Here is a 20,767-nt window from a genome sequence, read left to right on the forward strand (position 1 = left end):
CCCGCGCCCGGGCCCCCCCCCCCCCCCCCCCCCCCCCCCCCCCCCCCGGCGGAGGCTGCCGGTTCCACCCTGCGTTCACGACGGCACTGCGACGCTGCGGCCATCCCCCACAGGAGCCGCGCATGCGCCGGATGCTGTTGCCTGCCTGCCTGCTGCTGGCCGCCGCGCCGCTGTCGGCCGCCGCCGCCGAAGCCTGCGACGTGCCACCCCGCTATGGCCTGAGCCCGCTGGCGATCTCCATCCGCAACGCGGCCTGCAACGAACACCGGCTGTGGTACCGCGCCTTCATCGACCGCGAAGGCCGCGCTGCCAGCCTCACCGTCACCGAGGCAGAGAGCGGCTACCTGGCCGACAACGGCCTGGTGGCCTGGCGACGCGTGGCCGCCTACTGGCGTGACAGCGGCACATTGAACGCGATGGGCAGCATCGACGGCGCCAGCAGCTGCCTGGCGCCCCTGGGGGTGCGCTACACCGACAGCGACTGCCGCGCCTTCCTGGTCGACAACCCGTGGTCGGCCGCCTTCATTTCCTGGGTGATGGTGCGCGCCGGGGTGCCCGGCTTCACCACCTCGCCGCGCCACATCGACTACATCCGCGCTGCCTATCAGGCCGGCCCGGCCGGCAGCCCGTACCGGCTGCTGGACCCGGCCACCGCCAAGCCCGCCCCCGGCGACATGCTGTGCTTCCTGCGCGACCGCAGCAGCACCCTCAGCTACAGCGGGCTGGTGCAGGCACTGGGCAACGGCTCAGTGGGCCACTGGAAATCGCATTGCGAAGTCGTGGTGGCGGCCAACCTGGGCGGCGACCAGACCCTGTACCTGGTGGGCGGCAACGTGATGAACACCGTGGCCATGCGCCTGCTGCAACTGGATCGCAGCGGGCGCATCCAGCTGCCGCCAGCACGCTCGCATGACACCACCGGCATCGACCCCAGCTGCACGCCGGGGCGCGAAGACGAGTGCAGCTTCAATCGACAGGACTGGGCGGCGCTGCTGCAGCTGAATGTTGCGGCACCTGCCGCGCCTACTTACCCCAGCGCCCCCGCTGCAGCACCCGTTGGCCGTTGAAGATCACGCTTGATCCCGGCCCGCTTCGCCGCCATCTTGGCTGCATCGACGCCAGACATTCCACGCCATGCCCACCCTGCTGTTGTTGCTGATCGTTGGCGGTATCGTCTATTTCTTCTGGAACGCGGCGCGTTCGGCCGCCGAGCGTGCGGTGGAGTTGGGCCGCAATGCCTGCCGTGCCGCCGATGTGCAGTGGCTGGACCAGGCGGTGCATGCCACCGGCCTGCGCCTGTCGCGCGGCGAGGATGGCCGGCTCGGTTTCGAGCGCACCTTCAAGTTCGAGTATTCCTACGATGGCATCGATCGCCATGTCGGGCGCATGGTGCTGCGCGGCGATCAGCTCGTTTCGTTCACGGGGCCGGGCGCGGCGCGGATCAGCAGGATCCGCGCGGATGTGGATGAGGCCGAAGATGTGTAAGCGGTAGCGCCGGGCCATGCCCGGCGAGCGCAGCGGCAGCAGTGTGCCGACCAACGGTCGGCACCCACATTTATTTGACCACGCGCAGGGTCGGACGGCCCTTCGGTGGCGGGTTGGACGGCGGCGTGTCGTCCGGCGGCGTGTCGCCCTCGTGCAGCGGCTCGTCACTGGCGGCGGTCGCTTCGGCACCGGGAATATCGTCCGGCAGTGCCATGCCCTGCCCGGTTTCGCGGGCGTACACGGCCAGCACCGCGCTGATCGGCACCTGCACCGGGTAGCTGGTGCCGGAGAAGCGCGCCGAGAAGCTCACCATCTCGTTGTCGATCATCAGCCGCACCACCGCACGCTCGGCGATGTTCAGCACCACGCGCCCATCCTTCACGGCCGAAGGCGGTACCTGCACGCCGGGCACGCCGGCGTCGACCAGGATATGCGGGGTCAGCTGGTTGTCGTTGATCCATTCCACCAGGGCCCGCAGCAGGTACGGGCGGTGGCTGGTCATGTGGAAGAAGTCGTCGGTCATGCGTGAAGTGTACGCGCACGACGCCCCTGTCGGGGCGCATCACGGCACGCCGGTAGGCGTGCAGACGGGAACTGCGGCAATCGCCTAGACCGGCAGGTCGCGCAGCTTCTTTTCCTGATCGGTCAGGCTGCGCACGAACCCGGGGTGGCGGAAGATGCGGTTGCCATAGTCTTCGATGGCCTTGCCATCCTTGGGCAGCGGCACGTCCAGCGACTGCAGGCGCCAGATGATGGGCGCCATCGCGCAGTCGGCCAGGCTCATTTCCGGGTTCAGGAAGAACTTGCTGGCCTTGAACAGCGGCAGCGATGCGGTCAGCAGTTCCTTCAGGCGCTTGCGGCCGGCCTCGGCCTGGGTCTTGTTGCCCAGCTGGATGGCCTGCACCTGCGGCACCCAGTCGTGCTCGATGCGCAGCATGGCCAGGCGGATGCGGGCACGCGACAGCGGATCGACCGGCATCAGCGGCGGATGCGGGTAGCGCTCATCCAGGTACTCACTGACCACCGAGGCGGCGTACAGCACCAGCTCGCGCTCTACCAGGGTGGGCACCGAGTGGTAGGGATTGAGATCGATCAGGTCTTCCGGCGGGTTCTGCGGATCAACCGGCACGAAATCATAAGTCACGCCCTTGGCCGCCAGGACCAGGCGCACCCGATGGCACAGGACATCGTCGTTCGAGGAAAACAGCGTCAGTGTATTGCGCATGCGTACGCTCGCCGCCATCAAAGGCTCTCCCACGACAGGAGACCGCCTGCCGTACCGGCGCCACCAGCCCCTTGCCGGTGGTCGACTCCTGCCCGAGTGTGCAACCGGGCATCACAAAAGCCAATAGGCCTGAGGCAATGCCCCGCCCGGCTCAATGCACGTCCTTCCAGTATTCCTTCTTCAGCAGATACAGCAGGAAGGTCAGCAGGGCCAGGAACAGGATCACCCATACGCCCAGCTGCTGGCGCTTCAGCGCGGCCGGTTCGCCGGCGTATTCCAGGAAGTTGGTGATGTCGCGCACGGCCTGGTCGTACTGCCCGGCATCCACGCTGCCGGGGCTGTCGATGCGCAGGCCGGTGACCGGCGGGTCCATGCCCGGCGCTTCGGCCTTGCCATGCACCGCGTGCTGCAGCCCCTGCATTTCCCACAGCGGGTTGGGCATGGAGGCATTGGGGAACACGGTGTTGTTCCAGCCCAGCGGACGGCTGCTGTCCAGGTAGAAGGACTTCAGGTAGGTGTAGATCCAGTCGCTGCCACGCACGCGGGCAATCAGGCTGAGATCGGGCGGCATCTTGCCGAACCATTTCTCGGCCTGCTCCTTGGGCATAGCCACCGGCACCGGATCGCCGATGGCCGAACCGGTGAAGTTGAGGTTGTTCATCACCTCTTCCTCACTCAGGCCCAGGTCCTGGCCCATGCGCGAATAGCGCAGGTACTTCAGCGCGTGGCAGCCGGAACAGTAGTTCATGTACAACTGCGCGCCGCGCTGCAGCGACGCGCGGTCACCCAGATCGTTGCCGGCCTGCAGCAGTTTGGCGCCACCTTCGGCGGCGTTGGCCAGGCTGCTGCCCAGCACCAGGGCGGCCATCAGGGCCAACCGGACCATCCAGCGCTCAGTCATGCGTGGTCACCCTTTCCGGTACCGGCTTGGTCTTGTCCAGCCTTGTCCATAGCGGCATGGTGATGAAGAACGCGAAGTACAGGAAGGTCAGCACCCGCCCGACATAGGTTTCGTGCGCGTCGGTGCCCGGGCCGGAGCCGATCACCCCCAGCCACACGAAGCACACGGCGAACACCCCCAGCAGCACCTTCGACAGCAGGCCGCGGTAGCGGTAGGACTTGACCCGCGCGCGGTCCAGCCACGGCACCAGGAACAGGATCGCGATGGCCGAGAACATCACCAGCACGCCGCCCAGCTTGTTGGGCACCACGCGCAACATGGCGTAGTACGGCGTGTAGTACCAGACCGGCTTGATGTGTTCGGGCGTGACCAGCCGGTTGGCCTCGGTGAAGTTGTCGTGTTCCAGGAACAGACCGCCGAAGGCCGGGGCGAAGAAGATGATGAAGGCGGCGATGACCAGCAGGAAGCCGACGCCGACGCCATCCTTCAGCGTGTAGTACGGATGGAACGGAATGCCATCGGCCGGCGCGTTCGGCGACCAGCGGTTGCCCTTGGGCCCCTTCTTGATCTCCACGCCATCGGGATTGTTCGAGCCCACTTCGTGCAGCGCGCCCAGGTGCAGCACCACCAGCAGCAGCAGCACCAGCGGCAGGGCGATCACGTGCAGGGCGAAGAAGCGGTTCAACGTGGCATCGCTGGGCAGGTAATCGCCCATGATCCATTCGGTCAGGCCGTTGCCGATGACCGGGATGGCGCCGAACAGCGAGATGATGACCTTGGCACCCCAGAACGACATCTGGCCCCAGGGCAGCACGTAGCCCATGAAGGCTTCGGCCATCAGCACTAGGTAGATCAGCATGCCCAGGATCCACACCAGTTCGCGCGGCTTCTGGTAACTGCCGTACAGCAGGCCGCGGAACATGTGCAGGTAGACCACGATGAAGAACAGCGAGGCCCCGGTGGAATGCATGTAGCGGATCAGCCAGCCCCATTCCACATCACGCATGATGTATTCGATGGAGGCGAACGCTTCGGCGGCGTTCGTCTTGTAGTGCATGGTCAGGAAGATGCCGGTAACGATCTGGTTGACCAGGATCAGCAGCGCCAGCGAACCGAAGTAGTACCAGATGTTGAAGTTCTTCGGCGCGTAGTATTCGCTGACATGCTTGCGGTAGACCGGCATCAGGCCGGGCGCGCGCGCATTGACCCAGTCGGCCACGCCGCTGGCGGTACGGCTGAGGATGTTGCTCATCAGGCAGCCCCCTGCGGATCGACACCGATGATGACGGTGTTGTCGTCCTGGTAGTGGTGCGGTGGCACCAGCAGGTTGATCGGCGCCGGCACGTCCTTGAACACGCGGCCGGACATGTCGAAGCGCGACTTGTGGCAGGGGCAGAAGTAGCCGCCCTTCCACTGCGGATCGTAGGGTTCAGGGCGGATCTCGGCGACCATTTCCGGCGAACAGCCCAGGTGCGTGCACAGCCCGACCAGCACCGAGATTTCCGGTTTGATCGAACGCAGCTCGGGGTTCTGCTTCAGCACGTACTCGGGCTGCTGGTCCCTCTCGCCCGATTCGGGATCCTTCAGGCGGCCATCGAGCCCATGCAGCGCATCCAGGATGGCCTTGGAGCGCTTGACGATCCAGATGGGCTGGCCGCGCCACTCCACGATCAGGCGTTGGCCTTCCTGCAGCGCGCTGATGTCGGCCACCACCGGTGCGCCGGCAAGCTTGGCACGGGCACTGGGGTTCCAGGACTTGATGAAAGGAACAGCGGTGAAGCCGACGCCGACGGCACCCACCACGGCAGTGGTGGCAGTAAGAAAACGCCGACGTCCGGTGTTGACTGGATCGTATACCCCATCGTTGGCCATCCGGCACTCCGATATTGATTAGGTAGCTTTAAGGCTGCCAGCGGATCCGGTGGGGGCCAGAGCCGCATTGAATCGTGGTCGAGTGTAGCGGAACCGTCGCGCGCCACACAACGCGGTGCAACAAAATCTTGAACGTGTGCCGACAGCCAGTCGGCACCTACCGAAGGCGTGCCGACCAACGGTCGGCACCTACTGCTTTGTCAATGCCGTGCGGTAGCGATCGGCCAGCTGGCCGACCCGGCGCACGTAGTACTGGGTTTCACTGTACGGGGGGACGCCGCCATGGCGGTCGACAGCGCCCTCGCCGGCGTTGTAGCCGGCGGCGGCCAGGGTCAGGTCGCCGTTGAAGCGCTTCAGCAGCCACGCCAGATACTGCACGCCGCCACGGATGTTCTGGCTGGCATCGTAGGAATCGGCGACACCGAAGCGCGCCGCGGTGGGCGGCATCAGCTGCATCAGCCCCTGCGCGCCGGCGCGGCTGAGCGCGGTGGGGTTGTAGGCCGATTCGGCATGGATGATCGCGCGCACGATGGCTTCTTCCACGCCGAACTCACGTGCGGCCGACGCGATCTCGGTCTGGAACGAGGTCGTGTTGAGCCGCACGCTGCCGAAATCGACGCGCGGATTGACCCCGCAGGCGTAGCAGCGTTCGATGAAGCTGTAGCGGATGGTCCGCACCGGCCCCAGGCTGGCCACCTGCGCTGGCCGCGCACTGGTGTAGTGGCGAACCCCGTCCTTCATGTACGAATAGACCTGGCCGCTGACCGTGCGGCCCGCGCGCGGCGTGGCCGCAGGTGCTGTGGTGGGGGCAACGGCCGGGCTGGCGGCACTGGCGGCCACGGCGACCGGATTACGCTCGGCGCTGGCCACCGCCACCGGCGCGGCGGCAGGCGTGGGCGTGGGCGTGGGCGTGGGTGCTGGCGCGACCGGGCGTGTTGGACGACTGGGCTGACGCGTGTAGCTGATGGTGGTGCAGCGCGCACCGGCCACCCGCTTGCTGACATAGCTGGTGACCCCGTCAGCGCCTTCGCACTTGTACAGGGTGCCGGCGCTGGCCGGCGCAGCGGTCAGCGCAGCGATGATGATCGCCGTTATCCCCAGTCTCCCCTTCATGGGCGCGAGTGTCCCAGCTTCGCCGGGCCTTGCCAAGCGCCACGGCTCAGTCCGTGACCGCCGGCACAGCCAGCAGTTGGCTCAACCCGCCCAACCGCTCGGCCAGTTCCTGCCGCAGCGTTTCCGGGGTGGTCCACAGCGCCAGCGGCAGGCGGTCCAGGCTGAGGATCTGCGCCAGCATCATGCCGCGGCTCTCTGCGCCCATGCGCAGCAGGCAGTGCTGCGGCCCATCGGCCTCCAGCACCCCGCACCAGGGCGGAATGCGACTTTCCAGCTCGGCCTGGCTGCCGGCCAGGCGCAGGGTGGCCTGCAGGGCGAACGGCGCCTGGCTGACGGCTTGGCGCACCATCACGTCCGGCGGCGCCGGTGTGCGCCGATGCAGGCCGGGTTCGGCCAGCGCCTGCACCGCCCCCATCCGGTCCACCCGCAGGGTGCGCCAGTCCTGCCGTCCCACGTCCCAGGCCAGCAGGTACCAGCGCCGGCCGTAGTTCACCAGATGCTGGGCCTCGACCTGGCGCTGGGTGACCACGTCCTGTGCGCTGCGGTACTCGAAGGCCAGCCGCGAGGCCTGCCGGCAGTGCTGGGCCAGCCGCCCCAGCAGGCGCGCGTCGGTGGCTGGCAGCTCGTTCAGCGTGGCGGTGGCGGCGTGTACTTCACCGGCCTGCTGGCGGCGCCGGGTCGGCACCAGGGGGTCGAGCTTGGACAGCAGGCCGCGCGCGGTGTCGTCGATGCCGGACACCGTGGCCGAGGCCGCACGCAGGGCAATAGCCAGGGTGGTCGCCTCTTCCTCATCCAGCAGCATGGGCAGCACCGGGGCGCCTGAGCCCAACCGGTAGCCGCCGCCGACCCCGGCCGAGGCCTGTACCGGGTAGCCCAGCTCGCGCAGGCGCTCGATGTCGCGGCGGATACTGCGCCGGTCCACGCCCATGCGCTCGGCCAGCTCGGCGCCCGACCAGTGGCGTCGGGCCTGCAGCAGGGCGATCAGGCGCAGCAGTCGATGGGCGGTATGGCGCATGAAGGATCAAGGACAGAAGTCGTCCGCGATTGTGCCCCAGCATGGCCCCACGGTTCACCCCTCTTACTGCAAGGAGCACCACCATGTCCTCACGCCTGATCACCCTCTACCACGCCGCCCGTTCACGCTCGAGCGGCGCTGTGGCCCTGCTGGAAGCGCTGGGGGCGGACTACCGCCTGCACGTGCTGGACCTGAAGGCCGGCGCCAACCTGGCCCCGGCCTACCTGGCCATCAACCCGATGGGCAAGGTGCCGGCCATCGTCCATGACGGCGCGCTGGTGACCGAACAGGTGGCCATCTATCTGTACCTGGCCGACCTGTACCCGGAAGCCGGGCTGGCGCCGCCGATCGGCGATGCCCTGCGTGGCCCCTACCTGCGCTGGATGGCCTTCTATGGGGCCTGCTTCGAACCGGCGATGATCGACCGCGCGATGCACCGCGACCCGCCGCCGCACGCGTTCTCGCCCTACAACGATGCCGACACCGTGCTGCAGGTGATCGAGGCCCAGCTGGCGCAGGGGCCGTACCTGCTGGGTGACACCATGAGTGCCGCCGACGTGCTGTGGGGCAACGCGCTGCAGTGGACCACCGCGTTCGGCCTGGTGAAGCCGGCGCCGGCCACGGCCGCGTTCATCGCCCGCATGGCGGAACTGACCGCGTTTGATCGCTCGCGGCAGATCGACGCGGAGCTGGTGGCGGCCTGACGGGGGCGGTAGACCCACGCCATGCGTGGATGAATTCCGCCGGGCATGGCCTGGCGCTACCGGCGGGCGGTGCGGGATGCGGGTAGAATTGCCGCCTTTCCCGCCACCCGAATGGATTAAGCGCCATGACCGGGACGCCAGACGTCTTTCCGCCCGCCACGCCGGGCGGTACCCCGCTCGTTGCCCTGCCCACTGGTCCGCGCAAGCCCGACCAGGTGAAAGGCAAGCTGTACATCAAGACCCACGGTTGCCAGATGAACGAGTACGACTCGGCCAAAATGGCCGACGTGCTCGCCGCCAGCGATGGCCTGGAACTGACCGACCGCCCGGAAGACGCCGACGTCATCCTGGTCAACACCTGCTCCATCCGCGAAAAGGCGCAGGAGAAGGTGTTCAGCCAACTGGGCGTATGGAAGGGCCTGAAGAACAAGGGCCGCGAGGTCATCATCGGCGTGGGTGGCTGCGTGGCGTCGCAGGAAGGCGAAGCGATCATCAAGCGCGCCCCGTTCGTCGATCTGGTGTTCGGCCCGCAGACCCTGCACCGCCTGCCCGAACTGATCCGTGCCCGCCGCGAACAGCAGCGCCCACAGGTGGACATCAGCTTCCCCGAGATCGAGAAGTTCGACCGCATGCCCGAACCGCGCGCCGAAGGTGCGTCTGCGTTCGTGTCGATCATGGAAGGCTGTTCCAAGTACTGCTCGTTCTGCGTGGTGCCCTACACCCGCGGCACCGAGGTCAGCCGCCCGTTCGAGGACGTGGTGGTGGAAGTGGCCCAGCTGGCCGCACAGGGCGTGCGCGAGATCAACCTGCTCGGCCAGAACGTCAACGCCTACCGTGGCCCGTATGGCGATGGTGAGTTTGCCGACCTGGGCCTGCTGATCCGCACCATCGCCGAGATCGATGGCGTTGGCCGCATCCGCTTCACCACCTCGCACCCGCTGGAGTTCAGCGATTCGCTGGTCGATGCGTTCCGCGACGTGCCGCAGCTGGCCAACTTCCTGCACCTGCCGGTGCAGGCCGGCAGCGACCGCGTGCTGTCGGCGATGAAGCGCGGCTATACCGCGCTGGAATTCAAGTCGAAGATCCGCAAGCTGCGCGCCGTGCGCCCGGACATCTCGATCAGCTCGGACTTCATCGTCGGTTTCCCCGGCGAGACCGATGCCGATTTCGAGAAGACCATGAAGCTGATCGAGGACATCGGATTCGACCACAGCTTCTCCTTCATCTATTCGCGCCGCCCGGGCACGCCGGCGGCCGACCTGGAGGACACGATCAGCGATGCGGAAAAGCACGCGCGCCTGTCGCGCCTGCAGGAACGCATCAATGCGCACGCGGCCAGCATCTCCGAAAAGATGGTCGGCACGGTGCAGACCGTGCTGGTGGAAGGCCCGTCGCGCAAGAACCCGAACGAGTTGACCGGCAAGACCGAGAACATGCGCTCGGTGAACTTCCCGGCGCCAGCGCGCCTGATCGGCCAGTTCGTGGATGTGGTGATCACCGAAGCGCTGACCAATTCGCTGCGCGCGCGGGTGGTGGCGGAGTAAGGGAGGTGTGCCGACCAACGGTCGGCACCCCCCCGGGCCCCCACGATTGGGTGGGGGGGGGGGGGGGGGGGGGGGTGGGGGGGGGGGGCCCCCCCCCGGGGGCCCCCCCCCACCGGGGCCCCATCGATGGGGTCAGAGCCCCTTTGGGGATCTGACCCCGTTGTTGCCTGGCACATTTTTCACCAGCGCTTCACAGGCGTTGCGGGGCGGGCACCGCACCCACTTGTCCACAGCTTTCTGCGGCGCCGATCCACACCCGGTGTGGAGAACTGTCGCCCCGCCCGTCCGCGCGCTACCCTTGTCTTCCCTGACCCACCGCGGTGGACGGCGAACCCGCCCCACCCTCTGCAATGAAAAGCATCGAGCATCGAGATTTCACCCTGTCGCCGGAAGACACCGAGCGACTGGCCAACCTGTCCGGCCCCTTCGATGGGCACCTGCGCCAGATCGAGCTGAAGCTCGGCGTGGAGATCGCCAACCGCGGCTTCGTGTTCCGCATCAGCGGCCGCGACGAAGCCACCGCCGAAGCGCAGAAGCTGATTGAAGCGCTGTACGCCGAGACGGCCGAGACCACCTTCGACAACCACGCCATCCACCTGCGCCTGGCCAAGGCCAACCTGGACCAGATCGCCGAGCGCGCGTACGAAGCGCAGGAGGTGGCGATCAAGGTCAAGCGTGGCACGGTGCGTGGCCGCGGCGCCAACCAGGCCCGCTACCTGCACCAGATCACCACCCACGACATCAACTTCGGCATCGGCCCGGCCGGTACCGGCAAGACCTTCCTGGCCGTGGCCAGCGCGGTGGAAGCGCTGAACGAATCGCGCGTGCAGCGGCTGATCCTGGTGCGCCCGGCGGTGGAAGCCGGCGAGAAGCTGGGTTTCCTGCCCGGCGACCTGTCACAGAAGGTCGATCCCTACCTGCGCCCGCTGTACGACGCCCTGTACGAAATGCTGGGCGTGGAAAAAGTGGTGAAGCTGCTGGAAAAGAACGTGATCGAGATCGCGCCGCTGGCCTACATGCGCGGCCGCACGCTGAACGATGCGTTCGTGATCCTGGATGAGGCGCAGAACACCACCATCGAACAGATGAAGATGTTCCTGACCCGCCTGGGCTTTGGTTCCACCGCCGTGGTGACCGGCGACCTGACCCAGACCGACCTGCCCAAGCACGTGAAATCGGGCCTGCGCGATGCCATCGACGTGCTGCGTGACGTTGACGGTGTCAGCTTCACCTTCTTCGAAGCGCGCGACGTGGTGCGCCACCCGCTGGTGGCCCGCATCGTCAGTGCCTACGACCGCCGCGACCTGCACCAGATCCAACCCGGAGCCACCCCATGACCAAAGGTCCCGTGCGACTGGATGTCGCCATCAGCTATGCGCTGCCCCGCACCGGCCTGCCGGCCGCCGTCAGTTTCCGCAAATGGGTGGCGGCGGCATTGAAGGGCCGCATCCGCGAAGCCGACCTGGCCATCCGCGTCGTCGATGCCAAGGAAGGGCAGTCGCTGAACCGCCATTACCGTGGCAAGGATTACGCCACCAACGTGCTCAGCTTCCCCGCCGAGCTGCCCGAAGGCCTGCCCAAGGGGGTGAAGTTCCCGCTGCTGGGTGATCTGGTGATCTGCGCACCTGTGGTGGCGCGCGAGGCCGACGAACAGGGCAAGGCGCTGAACGCGCACTACGCGCACCTGACCGTGCATGGCGTGCTGCATCTGCTGGGCTGGGACCACGAGGACGACAAGGAAGCCGAGGCGATGGAACAGCTGGAGCGCGAGATCCTGGCCGAGCTGGGCATCGACGATCCCTACGCCGGCGAGCGCTGAACCACCGATCGCGCTACCCTGCAGCGACAACCACCCCGGAGACAAGGATGATGATGGGCGACATGGGGCCGTTCCTGGCCGGAAGTGCGATCTTTGCCCTGCTGCTGGTCGTGGCCGCCAACGTGCTGCGCCGGGTCAGCGCCCGCCACCCGGATGGACGGCACTGGCTGCTGCGTACGCTGGCCCTGCTGTGCCCGGCCAGCCTGCTGGCTGCGGTGGTGCTGGGCAATGTGGGGCCGCATCTGCTGGGCGGTCCGGGACCGGCCAGCAGTACGCCCACGCTGTGGGCCACATCGATGGTGCTGGTCCTGATCGGCGCGTTCTCCGCGCCGGTGTGCTGGCGCGTGGTGCTGCAGCATCGCCTGGGGCGGGCCAGCAGCAGCCTGTCGTTCTTCCACGCCACGCGTACCCAGCTGTGCGCGCTGTTCGTACTTGCCGCGGTCTACGTAGTCGCGGTCAAGCGGATCGACGCTGCGGACATGCCGGCCTGGCTGCTGCAACCGGGTGTGCTGCAGATTGCACTGAGCGAGATGATGCAACTGGTCCATCTGGCCATGGTCGCGGTCATGCTGACCCTGCCCCTGATGGCACTGCGCGCGCTGGCCCGGCTTACGCTGCGGCGTGCGCAGACCCTGCTGGGCCGCGTACCGCAGGGCTGAGCCCTACGGACAGGATGGAGTCCGGCCGCTACCATGGCCGGGCATCCTCCATTGCGGACCCTTTGCCTGTGCTGCTGCGTACTGCCCTGCCCCTGCTGCTTGCCTCCCTTGCCGCCACCGCCTCGGCGGCACCGCTGGACCTGCCCGCACTGATCGAATGCCGCCAGGGCGTGGCCGACCATGCCGCACTGGCGCCGCTGCTGGCCGACCCGTTGAAGGCCGTGGCCAACGGCCTGCAGCCGCTGCCGCAGGCCAACCAGTTCATGACCGAGTTCCGCCTGGCCAACCCGATCACCGTGTTCGGGCAGCAGACCGACCACATCGCGGTGGCCGGGGCCAGCGTGATGGCCGTGCTGGACCAGGCCGACCCGCACCCGCTGGCCACCCGCCTGGCGCTGGAAACCGGTTACGACCAGGGCGGCAAGTTCATGGCCGGCCGCGAAGTGGTCAGCCGCGATGTCACCGACCCGAAGACCGGCGAGGCGCAGATCGAATCGATCATCCTGAGCGTGTCCACGGTGGCCAGCCACCCCGGCCGGACCCTGGCCGGCTGCACCTACAGCCTGGACCTGCCGGCCGAAGACGAGGCCCCCGGCGACGCAGCCAGCGGTCACTGAAAGGCCCCCACATCCTGCTAGACTGGGGCCAACGCCCGGGTTTCCGGGTGCCCTTTTTCCAGAGATGTCTGAAGACGACAGTAGTAGCTCCCCGCAGGAGCCCAATGAAAAGAAGCGCGGCTGGCTGGAACGCCTGACGGCCGCCTTCTCCGGCGAACCCCATACCCGCGACGAGCTGGTGGCCGTGCTGCACACCGCGCAGGACGAAGGGCTGATCGCCGCCGATACCCTGAAGATGATGGAAGGCGCCATTTCGGTGGCCGAGCTGACCGTGGGCGACGTGATGATTTCGCGTTCGCAGATGGTCTCGCTGCCGGTCGAGGCGCCCTTCCTGGAACTGATGAAGCAGGTGGTCGAATCGGGCCATTCGCGCTTCCCGGTGCATGGCGAGAACAAGGACGACATCCTTGGCATCCTGCTGGCCAAGGACCTGCTGCGCGGCGTGGTGGCCGACAACGGCCCGGCCAACGTGCGCGAACTGCTGCGGCCGGCGGTGCTGATTCCCGAGGCCAAGAAGCTCAACGTGCTGCTGAAGGAATTCCGCCTGTCGCGCAACCACATGGCGATGGTGGTGGACGAATACGGTGGCGTGGCCGGTCTGGTCACCATCGAAGACGTGCTGGAACAGATCGTCGGCGATATCGACGACGAGCACGACGAAGCCGAAGACCCCTCGGCGCAGATCGCCATCCAGGCCGATGGCCAGTACGTGGTGGACGCGCTGACCCCGATCGGCGATTTTAACGAACGCTTTGGTGCCACCTTCTCCGATGAGGACTACGACACCATCGGCGGCCTGGTGACCGAGGCCGTGGGCCACCTGCCGGAAGTGGGCGACGAACTGGCGCTGGACCGCTTCATGTTCCGCGTGGCGCGTGCCGACGCGCGCCGGGTGCAGGCCTTCCATGTGACCGTGCTGCCGCCGGACGCGCAGGACGACGCTTGAAGCGCCGCGGCCTGTTGATGCTGGCATGGCTGGCGCTGTGCACGCTGGCCCTGGCACTGCCAGGGTCGGCCTTCGCGCAGGCCGCCGCGGTTCCCGAGGCGGCTGCGGACGCAGCGTCTCCGCGTATCGGCGTGGTGACCATGCAGCCGGGCACGGTGTTCTTCGAACGCTTCGGCCACGACGCCATCGTGGTGCTGGACCCGGTCAGTGGTGCGGCCACGTCCTACAACTTCGGCTATTTCGATCCGTCCGAACAGGATTTCATCAGCCGCTTCGTGCGCGGCGAGATGATGTACTACCTGGTGGCGCTGCCGCTGCAGCAGGACCTGTCCTACTACGACGAGACCGGACGCGGGGCCAGCGTGCAGTGGCTGGACCTGCGCCCGGACCAGGGGCGGGCCCTGGCCGATGGCCTGGCCGAGCGGGCCAAGCCGGAAAACGCGCGCTACCACTACGATTACTACACCGCCAACTGCGCCACCATGGTGCGCGACACCCTGGACAAGGCCCTGGGCGGCGGCCTGCATGCGCAGCTGTCGGGGCGCTCGCGCGGCAACACCTACCGCAGTGAATCGGTGCGCTTGGCCTCGCCGGCGCCGTGGATGTGGCTGGGCTTCGACATCGGTCTGGGCCCGTTTGCCGACCAGCCGCTGTCGCGCTGGCAGGAAGCGTTCGTGCCGATGCGCCTGGCCGATGCCCTGCGCCAGGTGCGCAACAGTGATGGCCGCCCGCTGGTACAGAGCGAGCAGGAACTGCTGCCGCACCGCATTGCCGCCGAACCGAAGGAATCGTCGCGGCGCTGGTGGCCGTGGCTGCTGTGTGGCCTGCTGGCCGCCGCAGGCATCGTGGCCCTGCGCCAGCGCCCGCGCCTGCTGGCCGGCCTGGCCCTGCCGCTGTGGCTGCTGTGCACGATCGCCGGCGGCCTGCTGGTGTTCCTGTGGGGCTTCAGCATCCACTACGCCGCCTGGGCCAACCGCAACCTGCTGCTGCTGTCGCCGCTGGCGGTGCTGCTGCTGCCGGGCGCCATCGCCCTGCTGCGCAGGCGCGTGCCGGGTCGCGTGTTCAGCGTGGTGCTGTGGTTGCTGGCCGCGCAGTCGGTAGCCGCTCTGGTACTGCACTGGCTGAGCCTGCAGGCGCAGTACAACGTGCAGTGGATCGTCCTTCTGCTGCCGGTGCACGTGGCCCTGGCCTGGGTGCTGGGGCGTCGTCCTCACTTGTCCCACACGGCGCAGTGACGCACGATGGCGGGCATGTCATTGCCCGCCCCTGCTTCTACGGCCGCTTCGGCCAACCCTGCCTGTGTCATCAACTGCGTTCACTACGATGACCAGGGCATCCGCCACGACATCAGCCTGGATGCGATCAGCGATGTGATCGCGAGTGGCAACGGCTTCGTCTGGGTGGGTCTGTACGATCCGGCCGACGCCGTGCTGCTGAAACTGCAGGAAGAATTCTGCCTGCATGACCTGGCCATCGAAGACGCACGCAACGCACACCAGCGGCCCAAGGTCGAGGCCTACGGCAATTCCCTGTTCGTGGTGGTGACCACCGCGCAGATGGTGGACGAGCGCATCCAGTACGGCGAAACCCACGCTTTCCTGGGCCCGCGCTTCCTGGTGACCGTGCGCCACGGTGCCTCGCTGTCCTACGCCCCGGTGCGCGCCCGCGTGGAGCGCGAGCCGCAGCTGCTGAAGATGGGCCCCTCGTACTGCCTGTATGCGGTGACCGACTTCGTGGTGGACAACTACCTGCCCATCACCAATCGCTTCCGCGACACGCTGGAGCTGCTGGAGAAGGACATCTTCGCCGAGAGCTACAAGCGCAGCACGGTGGTGCGGCTGTACGAGCTGAAGCGCGAACTGAACAAGATGCGCATGGCGGTGGCGCCGCTGCAGGATGTGCTGGCCCAGCTGCGCCGTTACCAGGGCGATCTGATTCCCGACGAAGTGAAGCTGTATGTGCGCGACGTGCACGACCACGCCGTGCGCATCAGCGATGTGATCGACACCCTGCGCGAAATGCTGGGCACCGCGTTGAGCGTGAACCTGTCACTGGTGACGCTGGCGCAGGGCGAAACGGTGAAGCGCCTGGGTGCATGGGCGGCACTGCTGGCCGCGCCGACCCTGATCACCAGTTGGTATGGCATGAACTTCAGCCACATGCCCGAGTTGAACCAGCCGTGGGCCTACCCGTTGATGATCGTCGGCGTGGGCGCGGTATGCGTGGGGTTGTACCGCTTGTTCAAGCGCGCCAAATGGTTGTGACCCGCATTTCGTAGAGTCGAGCTTGCTCGACTGCTGTTCGCAGAGCAGTCGAGCAAGCTCGACTCTACAAGGGCGCAACAGCAGTCGAGCAAGCTCGACTCTACAGAAGCGGGGTATCAGGCCACGTAGACGGTCTTGATGTTCATGAACTCATGGATGCCGTGGTCGGCCAGTTCGCGGCCGAAACCGGATTGTTTGCTGCCGCCGAACGGCAGTCGCGCATCGCTCTTGACGATGGCATTGACGAAGGCGGCGCCGCATTCCATGCGCTGGGCGAAGGATTCGCCGCGCACCGGATCGCGCGTCCATACGCTGCCGCCCAGGCCGAAACGGGTGTCGTTGGCCACGCGCAGGGCCTCGTCCTCGTCGGCCACGCGGATCACCGCCGCCACCGGCCCGAACAGTTCCTCGTCGTAAGCCGGCATGCCCGGGCCCACCTGGTCCAGCACGGTGGCCGGGTAACCGGCATGCGTACCGGCAATCGGTTCGCCGCCCAACAGAACGCGCGCGCCCTTGCCCACGCTGGCCTGCACCTGCTTGTGCAGCTCATCGCGCAGGTCGGCGCGCGCCATCGGCGCCAGCGTCGTGCCGCGCGTATCGGGATCGCCGTACTGCCGTTCCCCCGCCGCTTCGACGAAACGACGGGTGAACTCATCGGCCACGGCATTCACCACAATGAAGCGCTTGGCGGCAATGCAGGTCTGGCCACTGTTGTCGAAGCGCGACTTCACTGCCGCCGCCACCGCCTTGTCCAGGTCGGCATCGTCGAGCACCACGAAGGCATCGCTGCCGCCCAGTTCCATCACCGACTTCTTCAACTGGCTGCCTGCGTTGGACGCGATCGAGCGCCCTGCCCGCTCGCTGCCGGTCAGGGTAACGGCCTTCACCCGTGCATCGCGCAGCACCTCGGCAGCCTGGTCGTTGTCGATGTGCAGCACGTCGAACACACCGTCCGGCAGGCCGCCGTCACGGCACACCGCCAGGATCAGGTCGGCACACTGCGGCACGTTGCTGGCGTGCTTGAGCAGGGCCACGTTGCCGGCCATGAACGCCGGCGCCAGGAAGCGGAACACCTGCCAGATCGGGAAGTTCCACGGCATCACCGCGAACACGCAGCCGATCGGCTCGTAGCGCACGTAGCTGCGCTGTGCTTCGGTGTCGATCAGCTGCGGCTTCAGGTAATCCGCTGCGTGGTCGGCGTAGTACTCGCAGGCCGCCGCGCACTTGTCCACCTCGGCCAGGGCCTCGGCCTTGAGCTTGCCCATCTCGTGGGTCATCGCCTGCTGCAGGTCGTCGCGGCGGCTGCGCAGCTGCGCGGCAATCTGGCGCAGGATGGCGCCGCGTTCCTGCAGCGACCGCTGGGCCCAGCCGCGGAAGGCATCGGCGGCGGCCTGCAGGCGCTGCTCGATATCGGCAGCGCCCATCAGTTCATGGCGGTAGGTCACCTGGCCGGTGGCCGGATCGACGATCTCGACGGTCATGGGGGGTCTCCATCAGGGTGACCCCCATTGTGCGCCGGCGCCCGTGAGCCGGGCGTGGCTGCGGCCTCAGCCGTTGTCCTGGCGGGCCAGCTGCAGGTCGCGCTGGCGGCGCTTTTCCGCACGCGCGTTGATGTACCAGCCAATCACCGCAGCAATCGACACGGCTGACACCAGCAGGGTGGCCAGGGCATTGATTTTCGGGCTGATGCCCATGCGCACCGAGGCAAACACCTTCATCGGCAGCGTGGTCGAACCTGGCGTGGCGACAAAGCTGGCCACCACCACGTCATCCAGCGACAGGGTGAACGCCAGCAGCCAGCCGGCCACCAGCGCCGGGGCGATGATCGGCAGGGTGATGCGGGTAAACACGGTCAGTCGGCTGGCGCCCAGGTCCATCGCCGCTTCTTCCAGCGACAGATCCATTTCCTGCAGGCGCGAGGACACCACCACGGTGACAAAGCACAGGGTGAAGGTGACGTGCGCGATCCAGATGGTGGCCAGGCCACGGGCCGGGAAGCCGGGAATGGCGCCCATCGAGGCCAGCAGGGCCATCAGCGAGAACCCCAGGATGACATCGGGCATGACCAGCGGCGCAGTGACCAGCGCACCGAACACCGGCTTGCCACGGAAGCGCTTGAAGCGGGTCATCACCATCGCTGCCAGGGTGCCCAGCACGGTGGCGGTACAGGCGGTCCAGAACGCCACCACCAGGCTGGTCCACATCGCCTCCATCAGCGCGCGGTCGGCGAACAGATCACCGTAGGCGCGGGTGGAGAACCCGGCCCAGACCATCGCCAGCCGCGAGCTGTTGAACGAATAGAACATCAACAGCAGGATCGGCAGGTACAGGAAGGCGAAGCCGAGCAGCAGCACGCCCAGCCCCAGGCCCTTGGCGGTACGCGGGCTCATGCCTGCTTCCCTTCCAGCAGGCGCTGCTGGGAACGGTTGAACCACAGGATCGGCACCAGCAGCAGCACGATCATCGCCACGGCCATGGCCGAGGCACCGGGCCAGTTGCGGTTGTTGAAGAACTCGTTCCACAGCTGGCGGCCGACCATCAGCGTCTCCGAACCGCCCAGCATTTCCGGAATCACGAATTCACCCACCGCCGGAATCATCACCAGCATGCAGCCGGCGATGATGCCCGCCTTCGACAACGGCAGGGTGATGCGCAGGAACGCCTGCCAGGGCTTGGCGCCCAGGTCGTAGGCCGCTTCCAGCAGGCGGTGGTCATGCTTGACCAGGTTGGCGTACAACGGCAGCACCATGAACGGCAGGTAGCAGTAAACGATGCCAATGTAGGCCGCTGTGGGCGTATCGATCAGTTGCAGCTTGGGCAGGCCCATGCTGGTCATCAGCGATTGCAGGCCGGTGAACTGCAGGAACTGGTCGAGCAGGCCGTTGCGGTCCAGGATCGCCTTCCAGGCATACACGCGGATCAGGAACGAGGTCCACGACGGCAGCACCACCAGCATCATCGCCACGTTGCGCGCGGCCGGCGACAGGCGGGCGATGGCATAGGCCATCGGATAGCCGATCAGCAGGGTGAGGAAGGTGGAGATCGCCGCGATCTTGATCGAACTGAGAAAGGCCTGGGCATAGATCGAATCGCGGAACAGCGCCAGGTAGTTTTCCAGGTTCAGCTTCAGCGAGAACGCGCCATCTACGTACTGCAGCAGCCAGGTATACGGCGGCGAGCCGACCCGGCTGTGCGAGAAACTGATCATCAGTACGATCAGGAACGGCACCGCGAAGAACAGCAGCAGCCACAGGTAGGGAATGCCGATGACCGTGGCACGCGTGCCCGGCAGCCAGCGCTTCAGGCCCGCCGCGCTCATGAGGTCAGCACCACGCCGTCGTTGTCGCGCCAGTGCACCCAGACCTGATCGCCCCAGGTCAGGCCATCGCTGGCCCAGCGCTGCGAGTTGGCGAAGTTGGCCAGCACCTTGGCACCACTGGGCAGACGCACGTGGTACACCGAGTGACTGCCGAAGTAGGCGATGTCCTCGATCACGCCCTGCGCCTTGTTGGTGTGCCCTTCCGGCTCGTCTTTGCCGATCATGACCTTTTCCGGGCGCAGCGCGAACGCGACCGGCTGCCCTTCGTAACAGGTGATGCCATGGGCGATGTAGACCGGCGCCGGGAACAGCGGCGAACGCACGGTCACGTACTCGGGCAGATCCTCGTCGATCACCCCGTCAAACAGGTTCACCGAACCGATGAAGCCGGCCACGAAGCGGTTGGCCGGCTGTTCGTAGACCTCGTCGGGCTTGCCGACCTGCTGGATCCAGCCGGCATCCATCACCGCGATGCGGGTGGCCATGGTCATGGCCTCTTCCTGGTCGTGGGTGACCATCACGCAGGTCACGCCCGACGATTCGATGATGCTGACCAGTTCCAGCTGCATCTGCGAGCGCAGCTTCTTGTCCAGCGCGCCCATCGGCTCGTCCAGCAACAGCAGCTTCGGCCCCTTGGCCAGCGACCGTGCCAGCGCCACCCGCTGCTGCTGGCCACCGGACAGCTGGTGTGGCTTGCGCTTGCCCAGGTGGCCCATCTGCACCAGTTCCAGCATCTCGCCCACGCGCCGGGCGATGGCGGCCTTGTCCAGGCCGTCCTGCTTCAGGCCGAAGGCGATGTTCTGCTCTACCGTCATGTGCGGGAACAGCGCATAGGACTGGAACATCATGTTGACCGGCCGCTGGTACGGCGGCAGCGCGTCCAGCCGCTGCCCATCCAGGGTGATGCTGCCCTTGGTGGGGGTTTCGAAGCCGCCCAGGCAGCGCAGCAGGGTCGATTTGCCACTGCCCGATCCGCCGAGCAGGGCGAAGATCTCGCCCTTGCGCACGTCCAGGTTGACGTCGTCGACGGCGATGAAGCCATCGAATTCCTTGCGCAGATCACGAATGGACAGATAGCCGGGCGCGCTGGCCGTATCAACGGCGGCGGCTTCCGGCTGGGCTTCAACGGGCATGGGGGCTCCGGGAGCGGGCGGTGGACAGCGGCTGCCATTCTACCGGCCGGGGGGCGATGGCGGTATGACGGGGTGTGGCGGGCGGCGGGCCTGGCCGCTGCGCTCGCCGGGGGGGGGGCGGCGCGCGCCGCGGGGGGGGGGGGGGCCGCGG

The 20,767-nt window shown here is 67.1% G+C and carries 22 protein-coding genes; 11 read left to right on the plus strand and 11 right to left on the minus strand.

Annotated features, from left to right (window positions below):
- Nucleotides 1-122 precede the first annotated feature (122 nt).
- Nucleotides 123-1,067 carry a DUF2272 domain-containing protein gene (locus tag IAE58_RS15075; protein ID WP_233615062.1) on the plus strand — a complete coding sequence of 315 codons (945 nt, stop codon included), beginning with the start codon at nucleotides 123-125 and terminating at the stop codon, nucleotides 1,065-1,067.
- A 67-nt stretch (nucleotides 1,068-1,134) separates the two neighbouring features.
- Complete coding sequence (locus IAE58_RS15080; protein ID WP_108761676.1) at nucleotides 1,135-1,485, plus strand: DUF3301 domain-containing protein; 351 nt, start codon at nucleotides 1,135-1,137, stop codon at nucleotides 1,483-1,485.
- A gap of 70 nt (nucleotides 1,486-1,555) precedes the next feature.
- Here the strand turns inward: IAE58_RS15080 and IAE58_RS15085 are convergent, their stop codons facing one another.
- The 7 genes from IAE58_RS15085 to IAE58_RS15115 all read right to left on the minus strand — a co-directional run bounded on the left by IAE58_RS15085 (nucleotide 1,556) and on the right by IAE58_RS15115 (nucleotide 7,611).
- Nucleotides 1,556-2,008, minus strand: coding sequence for a ClpXP protease specificity-enhancing factor (locus tag IAE58_RS15085; RefSeq protein ID WP_108752675.1), 453 nt, complete (start codon nucleotides 2,006-2,008; stop codon nucleotides 1,556-1,558).
- Between the two features lie 84 nt (nucleotides 2,009-2,092).
- The gene (locus IAE58_RS15090) at nucleotides 2,093-2,728 is read right to left on the minus strand and encodes a glutathione S-transferase N-terminal domain-containing protein (RefSeq protein ID WP_075674863.1); all 636 of its coding nucleotides are present in this window, start codon (nucleotides 2,726-2,728) and stop codon (nucleotides 2,093-2,095) included.
- Between the two features lie 133 nt (nucleotides 2,729-2,861).
- On the minus strand, nucleotides 2,862-3,611 hold the full coding sequence (locus tag IAE58_RS15095) for a cytochrome c1 (RefSeq protein WP_199934621.1): 750 nt from the start codon (nucleotides 3,609-3,611) through the stop codon (nucleotides 2,862-2,864).
- Nucleotides 3,604-4,863 carry a cytochrome bc complex cytochrome b subunit gene (locus IAE58_RS15100; protein ID WP_108752673.1) on the minus strand — a complete coding sequence of 420 codons (1,260 nt, stop codon included), beginning with the start codon at nucleotides 4,861-4,863 and terminating at the stop codon, nucleotides 3,604-3,606. The genes IAE58_RS15095 and IAE58_RS15100 overlap by 8 nt, the downstream gene beginning before the upstream one ends.
- Complete coding sequence (gene petA, locus IAE58_RS15105; RefSeq protein WP_199934622.1) at nucleotides 4,863-5,483, minus strand: ubiquinol-cytochrome c reductase iron-sulfur subunit; 621 nt, start codon at nucleotides 5,481-5,483, stop codon at nucleotides 4,863-4,865. The genes IAE58_RS15100 and petA overlap by 1 nt, the downstream gene beginning before the upstream one ends.
- A 189-nt stretch (nucleotides 5,484-5,672) precedes the next feature.
- Nucleotides 5,673-6,596, minus strand: a complete 924-nt coding sequence (locus IAE58_RS15110) for a lytic transglycosylase domain-containing protein (protein WP_199934623.1) — start codon at nucleotides 6,594-6,596, stop codon at nucleotides 5,673-5,675.
- A 46-nt stretch (nucleotides 6,597-6,642) separates the two neighbouring features.
- Entirely contained in the window at nucleotides 6,643-7,611 is a 969-nt protein-coding gene (locus IAE58_RS15115; RefSeq protein ID WP_199934624.1) for a WYL domain-containing protein, read from the minus strand.
- A gap of 83 nt (nucleotides 7,612-7,694) precedes the next feature.
- Here IAE58_RS15115 and IAE58_RS15120 point away from each other — a divergent pair, with 83 nt between their 5' ends.
- The 9 genes from IAE58_RS15120 to IAE58_RS15160 all read left to right on the plus strand — a co-directional run bounded on the left by IAE58_RS15120 (nucleotide 7,695) and on the right by IAE58_RS15160 (nucleotide 16,164).
- Nucleotides 7,695-8,315: a glutathione S-transferase family protein gene (locus tag IAE58_RS15120; protein ID WP_108755838.1), complete on the plus strand. Its 621-nt coding sequence runs from the start codon at nucleotides 7,695-7,697 to the stop codon at nucleotides 8,313-8,315.
- 125 nt (nucleotides 8,316-8,440) lie between these two features.
- Nucleotides 8,441-9,859 (plus strand): tRNA (N6-isopentenyl adenosine(37)-C2)-methylthiotransferase MiaB, encoded by a 1,419-nt coding sequence (miaB, locus tag IAE58_RS15125; RefSeq protein WP_199934625.1) that lies wholly within the window; start codon nucleotides 8,441-8,443, stop codon nucleotides 9,857-9,859.
- A 350-nt stretch (nucleotides 9,860-10,209) separates the two neighbouring features.
- Nucleotides 10,210-11,196, plus strand: coding sequence for a PhoH family protein (locus IAE58_RS15130; protein WP_108752669.1), 987 nt, complete (start codon nucleotides 10,210-10,212; stop codon nucleotides 11,194-11,196).
- Nucleotides 11,193-11,678, plus strand: a complete 486-nt coding sequence (gene ybeY, locus IAE58_RS15135) for an rRNA maturation RNase YbeY (protein ID WP_108749149.1) — start codon at nucleotides 11,193-11,195, stop codon at nucleotides 11,676-11,678. Before IAE58_RS15130 ends, ybeY begins: the two co-directional genes overlap by 4 nt.
- A gap of 47 nt (nucleotides 11,679-11,725) precedes the next feature.
- A complete protein-coding gene (locus IAE58_RS15140; protein ID WP_199934596.1) occupies nucleotides 11,726-12,337 on the plus strand; it encodes a hypothetical protein in 612 nt (203 codons plus the stop codon).
- A 14-nt stretch (nucleotides 12,338-12,351) separates the two neighbouring features.
- On the plus strand, nucleotides 12,352-12,954 hold the full coding sequence (locus IAE58_RS15145) for a hypothetical protein (RefSeq protein ID WP_233615056.1): 603 nt from the start codon (nucleotides 12,352-12,354) through the stop codon (nucleotides 12,952-12,954).
- A gap of 64 nt (nucleotides 12,955-13,018) precedes the next feature.
- On the plus strand, nucleotides 13,019-13,900 hold the full coding sequence (locus IAE58_RS15150) for a transporter associated domain-containing protein (RefSeq protein WP_199934597.1): 882 nt from the start codon (nucleotides 13,019-13,021) through the stop codon (nucleotides 13,898-13,900).
- Nucleotides 13,897-15,135 (plus strand): DUF4105 domain-containing protein, encoded by a 1,239-nt coding sequence (locus IAE58_RS15155; protein WP_199934598.1) that lies wholly within the window; start codon nucleotides 13,897-13,899, stop codon nucleotides 15,133-15,135. The genes IAE58_RS15150 and IAE58_RS15155 overlap by 4 nt, the downstream gene beginning before the upstream one ends.
- Before the next feature lie 6 nt (nucleotides 15,136-15,141).
- Nucleotides 15,142-16,164, plus strand: coding sequence for a magnesium and cobalt transport protein CorA (locus IAE58_RS15160; RefSeq protein ID WP_108752665.1), 1,023 nt, complete (start codon nucleotides 15,142-15,144; stop codon nucleotides 16,162-16,164).
- A 116-nt stretch (nucleotides 16,165-16,280) separates the two neighbouring features.
- Here IAE58_RS15160 and IAE58_RS15165 read toward each other — a convergent pair whose 3' ends face one another.
- From IAE58_RS15165 to potA, 4 genes are all read right to left on the minus strand, one after another.
- On the minus strand, nucleotides 16,281-17,645 hold the full coding sequence (locus tag IAE58_RS15165; protein ID WP_199934599.1) for an NAD-dependent succinate-semialdehyde dehydrogenase: 1,365 nt from the start codon (nucleotides 17,643-17,645) through the stop codon (nucleotides 16,281-16,283).
- A gap of 66 nt (nucleotides 17,646-17,711) precedes the next feature.
- Complete coding sequence (locus IAE58_RS15170; RefSeq protein WP_108752663.1) at nucleotides 17,712-18,554, minus strand: ABC transporter permease subunit; 843 nt, start codon at nucleotides 18,552-18,554, stop codon at nucleotides 17,712-17,714.
- Nucleotides 18,551-19,483: an ABC transporter permease subunit gene (locus tag IAE58_RS15175; protein WP_108752662.1), complete on the minus strand. Its 933-nt coding sequence runs from the start codon at nucleotides 19,481-19,483 to the stop codon at nucleotides 18,551-18,553. Before IAE58_RS15175 ends, IAE58_RS15170 begins: the two co-directional genes overlap by 4 nt.
- Nucleotides 19,480-20,616 (minus strand): polyamine ABC transporter ATP-binding protein, encoded by a 1,137-nt coding sequence (gene potA / locus IAE58_RS15180; protein ID WP_108771407.1) that lies wholly within the window; start codon nucleotides 20,614-20,616, stop codon nucleotides 19,480-19,482. The genes IAE58_RS15175 and potA overlap by 4 nt, the downstream gene beginning before the upstream one ends.
- Between the last annotated feature and the right edge of the window lie 151 nt (nucleotides 20,617-20,767).

The organism is Stenotrophomonas sp. S49 (assembly GCF_016624905.1).
In the GTDB taxonomy this organism is placed as follows: domain Bacteria; phylum Pseudomonadota; class Gammaproteobacteria; order Xanthomonadales; family Xanthomonadaceae; genus Stenotrophomonas.